Raw genomic sequence first — 4,749 nt, 5'->3', positions numbered from 1 at the left:
GTCCGCGCCGCCGCCCGCCAGGTCCTGGACGAGGCGGCCCGCAGCCGGCCCCCGCTGCGGCTGGACTACTTGGCGCTGGTCGACCCGGCCGACTTCACGGACGTACAGCCGGGCCACATCGGTGAGGCGGTCCTCGCCGTGGCGGCCAAGGTCGGCGCGACCCGGCTGATCGACAACATCCCGCTCACCTTCGGAGCCACCGCATGAGTGCCACCGGAATACGGCTGCACGCCCCCGCCCCCGGCTGGTCCCTGGAGGCCGACATCGTCGTCGTCGGCTCCGGAGTGGCCGGACTGACCACGGCCCTGCGCTGCTCGGCGGCGGGCCTGAAGACCGTCGTGGTCACCAAGGCGCGCCTGGACGACGGCTCCACGCGCTGGGCCCAGGGCGGCATCGCGGCGGCACTCGGCGAGGGCGACACCCCCGAGCAGCATCTGGACGACACCCTCGTGGCGGGCGCGGGCCTGTGCGACGAGGAGGCCGTGCGCACGCTGGTCACCGAGGGCCCCGACGCCGTGCGCCGCCTCATCGAGACCGGCGCCCACTTCGACACGGGCCCCGAAGGCGCCATCGAGCTGACCCGCGAGGGCGGCCACCACCGCCGCCGCATCGCGCACGCGGGCGGCGACGCGACCGGCGCGGAGATCTCGCGCGCCCTGGTCGATGCCGTACGCGCGCAGTCCATCCCGACCGTGGAGAACGCCCTCGTACTGGACCTCCTTACGGATGCCGACGGCCGCACCGCCGGTGTCTCCCTGCACGTCATGGGAGAGGGCCAGCACGACGGCGTGGGCGCGGTCCACGCCCCCGCGGTCGTCCTCGCCACCGGCGGCATGGGCCAGGTCTTCTCGGCGACCACGAACCCGTCCGTTTCGACGGGCGACGGCGTCGCGCTCGCCCTGCGCGCGGGCGCCGAGGTGAGCGACCTGGAGTTCGTGCAGTTCCACCCCACCGTGCTCTTCCTGGGCGCCGACGCGGAGGGCCAGCAGCCGCTGGTCTCCGAGGCGGTGCGCGGCGAGGGCGCCCACCTCGTGGACGCGGACGGCGTGCGCTTCATGACCGGACAGCACGAGCTCGCGGAGCTCGCGCCCCGGGACATCGTCGCCAAGGGCATCACGCGGCGCATGCAGGAACAGGGCACCGAGCACATGTACTTGGACGCCCGCCACTTCGGCGCCGAGATGTGGGAGAACCGCTTCCCGACGATCCTCGCCGCCTGCCGCGCCCACGGCATCGACCCGGTGACCGAGCCCATCCCCGTCGCCCCGGCCGCGCACTACGCCTCCGGAGGCGTCCGCACCGACCCGTACGGCCGCACCACGGTCCCGGGCCTGTACGCCTGCGGCGAGGTCGCCTGCACCGGTGTGCACGGCGCCAACCGCCTGGCATCCAATTCCCTCCTGGAGGGCCTGGTCTACGCCGAGCGCATCGCAGCGGACATCGCGGCACAGCACACGGGAAACACCCTCCACGCGCGCGTGCCCGCACCCGTCGCGCATCCGGAGACACCGCCCCACCCCCTGCTGCCCTCCGAGGCCCGCTTCGCCATCCAGCGTGTGATGACCGAAGGCGCCGGAGTGCTCAGGTCCGCGGACTCTCTCTCCGAGGCCGCGGCCCGCCTCGCCCGCATCCACGCCGAGGCCGCGGGCGCGCTCGCCGAGGACGGCAAGACCGCCGAGCCCGGCGTCGACACCTGGGAGACCACCAACCTCCTGTGCGTCGCCCGCGTCCTGGTGGCCGCCGCACAGCGCCGCGAGGAGACCCGCGGCTGCCACTGGCGCGAGGACCGCCCCGACCGCGACGACGAGGCCTGGCGGCGCCACATCGTCGTACGCCTGAACGCGGACCGGACCCTGGCGGTGCACACGACCGCGACCCCCGACTTCCCTCCCACGACCAGCCTTCAGGAGAAGTGACCGTGAGCACCCCCGACGACCTCCCTCTCGCCCCCACGGGCGGTGGCTGCGGCGATGCCTGCGGCTGCGGCTCGGACGACGCGTACGACCCCCTGGAGTGCGGTCTCGACCCCGCTCTCGCGCAGCTCCTGGCCGACGCGGGGCTCGACCCCGTGCAGGTCGAGGACATCGCGCACATGGCGATCGAGGAGGACCTGGATGGGGGCGTGGACGTCACCTCGGTCGCCACGATCCCCGAAGAGGCCGTCGCCACCGGCGACTTCACCGCGCGCGAGGCCGGCACGGTCGCCGGCCTGCGCATCGCCGAGGCCGTCATCTCCCTCGTCTGCACGGACACCTTCGAGGTCGAGCGGCACGTCGAGGACGGCGAGCAGGTGGAGGCGGGCGACACGCTGCTCAGCGTCACCACCCGCACCCGCGACCTGCTCACCGCCGAGCGCAGCGCGCTCAACCTCCTGTGCCGCCTGTCCGGCGTGGCGACGGCCACGCGCGCGTGGGCCGACGCACTGGAGGGCACGAACGCCAAGGTCCGCGACACCCGCAAGACGACGGCCGGGCTCCGCGCCCTGGAGAAGTACGCGGTGCGGATGGGCGGCGGCGTGAACCACCGCATGTCGCTCTCCGACGCGGCGCTGGTGAAGGACAACCACGTAGTGGCCGCGGGAGGCGTGGAGCAGGCCTTCAAGGCCGTCCGCGAGGCCTTCCCCGACCTGGCCGTGGAGGTCGAGGTGGACACCCTCCACCAACTGCGCGAGGTCGTGGACGCGGGCGCCGACCTGATCCTCCTGGACAACTTCACGCCGGGCGAGACCGAGGAGGCCGTGGCCATCGTGAACGGCCGCGCGATCCTGGAGTCCTCCGGCCGCCTCACCCTGGAGAACGCCGGCGCGTACGCGCGGACGGGCGTCGACTTCCTCGCGGTGGGCGCCCTGACCCACTCCTCGCCGATCATGGACATCGGCCTCGATCTGCGCGCGGCGGAGTGACGACGACATGCTGCTGACCATCGACGTCGGAAACACCCACACCGTCCTCGGCCTCTTCGACGGCGAAGAGATCGTCGAGCACTGGCGCATCTCGACGGACGCCCGCCGCACCGCCGACGAACTCGCCGTGCTCCTCAACGGGTTGATGGGCATGCACCCGCTCCTCGGGGAGGAGCTTGGCGACGGGATCGACGGCATCGCCATCTGCTCGACGGTCCCCTCCGTCCTGCACGAACTGCGCGAGGTCACCAGGCGGTACTACGGAGACGTGCCCGCAGTCCTCGTGGAGCCCGGCATCAAGACCGGCGTACCGATCCTGATGGACAACCCCAAGGAGGTCGGCGCCGACCGCATCATCAACGCGGTCGCGGCGGTCGAGCTCTACGGAGGCCCCGCCGTCGTCGTCGACTTCGGCACGGCGACCACGTTCGACGCGGTCTCCGCGCGCGGGGAGTACACCGGTGGCGTCATCGCCCCCGGCATCGAGATCTCCGTCGAGGCCCTCGGCGTGCGGGGCGCACAGCTCCGCAAGATCGAGCTGGCACGGCCGCGCAGTGTCATCGGCAAGAACACCGTGGAGGCCATGCAGTCGGGCATCCTGTACGGCTTCGCGGGCCAGGTCGACGGCGTCGTGCAGCGCATGGCCCGCGAACTGGCGGGCCCGGGCGGCGACCCCGACGACGTCACGGTCATCGCGACCGGCGGCCTCGCCCCCATGGTGCTCGGCGAGGCATCGGTCATCGACGAGCACGAGCCGTGGCTGACCCTCATCGGCCTGCGCCTGGTCTACGAGCGGAACATGTCCCGGAGTTGAGGGTGCTGTAGCCGTCGGCTCATAACTGGCGGCTCATAAGCGGGGCTTGCGCACACAACCCCGCGCCCCATACAAGAGTCTGCGCAGGGACGGGTCTTGGGCAGGTTCGAGCGGGCGTGGAGAAAATGGGGCGTAGGGGAAGACTGGTCGCGACAGTGGCGGCCGGGGTGCTGGCCGGGCTTGCCGGACCGGCCACGGCGGCGAGCGCGGCCACCGGGTTCGACGGCGGCGGTGCGTTGCACGGGGTGCACGTAGTGACGTACGCCGTGGACTTCTCCGCGGGCCGCCCGGGCGGCGAGGACCCGTCCTCCACCTCTACCTCCACCTCCACCGCGTCGCCGGACGGGGAGAACCGCGATCCCGAAGGCACCATCGCCGACGCCGGCGCGGGCGTGCTCCCCTGGATCGCCGCCGCCGCGGCCGGCGCCCTCGGGGTCGGCGCGGTCGTCTTCGCGATGATCCGCCGCCGTTCGGAGTGAGCGCGGGCGCCGAACCGTCCCGGAGAAGCCGGAGAAGCCGGAAGCGGAGAAGCCACGCCACGGACTGGCGTTAAGCGGATTTTGTCCGTTTGGCACGTATTGTCGGTCCATGCCCACGCCATACGGATCTCGCGGCGGCATGGCCTTCGGTGCGGAGGAGCTGCGTGTGCTCCGCCGCGCTCTGGCCCTCGCCCTGCATCCAAGCCCCGTCTCCGACGAGGACGTCCAGGACTGCCTACGCCTCGCCGGCGCCGTCGACGAGGCGGTAAGCGAGGGCGCCAGGCTCCGCGCCTTCCTGCTGGCCGACCTCGCCCGCTATCGGGCGGCCCTGCCCGGCACCGCAACCGGCTACCTCGCGCTCCTGGAGGACGTCCTCGGCTCCGGCTATCAGCCGGGCGCCGACGACCTCGCCGCGCTGCGTGCCCTGCGCGGCAACCCGGTCGCCGCCGCCCTCCTCGACCGCTGCAGAACCGCCGCCGAACAGGCCGTACGCGCCCGCCTGGCGGGCCGGTCCCATCCGTCCGTCCCGGCGCCCCGCCCACTGGAACGCCCCC

6 protein-coding genes are annotated in these 4,749 nt (G+C 73.0%); all 6 read left to right on the top strand.

Features of this window, described 5'->3' with window-relative positions; all coding sequences use genetic code 11:
• A partial coding sequence (locus tag ABD378_RS27935; protein ID WP_344525031.1) for a pantoate--beta-alanine ligase occupies positions 1–207 on the top strand: 207 nt, incomplete at its 5' end.
• Complete coding sequence (locus ABD378_RS27930) at positions 204–1,916, top strand: L-aspartate oxidase (protein WP_344525028.1); 1,713 nt, start codon at positions 204–206, stop codon at positions 1,914–1,916. The genes ABD378_RS27935 and ABD378_RS27930, both read left to right, overlap by 4 nt.
• 2 nt (positions 1,917–1,918) lie before the next feature.
• Positions 1,919–2,902 (top strand): carboxylating nicotinate-nucleotide diphosphorylase, encoded by a 984-nt coding sequence (gene nadC / locus ABD378_RS27925; protein ID WP_344525026.1) that lies wholly within the window; start codon positions 1,919–1,921, stop codon positions 2,900–2,902.
• A gap of 7 nt (positions 2,903–2,909) precedes the next feature.
• Positions 2,910–3,716 carry a type III pantothenate kinase gene (locus ABD378_RS27920; protein ID WP_344525024.1) on the top strand — a complete coding sequence of 269 codons (807 nt, stop codon included), beginning with the start codon at positions 2,910–2,912 and terminating at the stop codon, positions 3,714–3,716.
• A gap of 125 nt (positions 3,717–3,841) precedes the next feature.
• Positions 3,842–4,195 carry a hypothetical protein gene (locus ABD378_RS27915; RefSeq protein ID WP_344525022.1) on the top strand — a complete coding sequence of 118 codons (354 nt, stop codon included), beginning with the start codon at positions 3,842–3,844 and terminating at the stop codon, positions 4,193–4,195.
• 139 nt (positions 4,196–4,334) lie between these two features.
• On the top strand, positions 4,335–4,749 hold a 415-nt coding region (locus tag ABD378_RS27910), incomplete at its 3' end, for a hypothetical protein (RefSeq protein ID WP_344525033.1).

Origin of the sequence: Streptomyces rectiviolaceus (assembly GCF_039533825.1) — a bacterium.
Taxonomy (GTDB): domain Bacteria; phylum Actinomycetota; class Actinomycetes; order Streptomycetales; family Streptomycetaceae; genus Streptomyces; species Streptomyces rectiviolaceus.
Note: the sequence above shows the minus strand (reverse complement) of the source record. Positions and strands in the feature narration are given on the sequence as shown.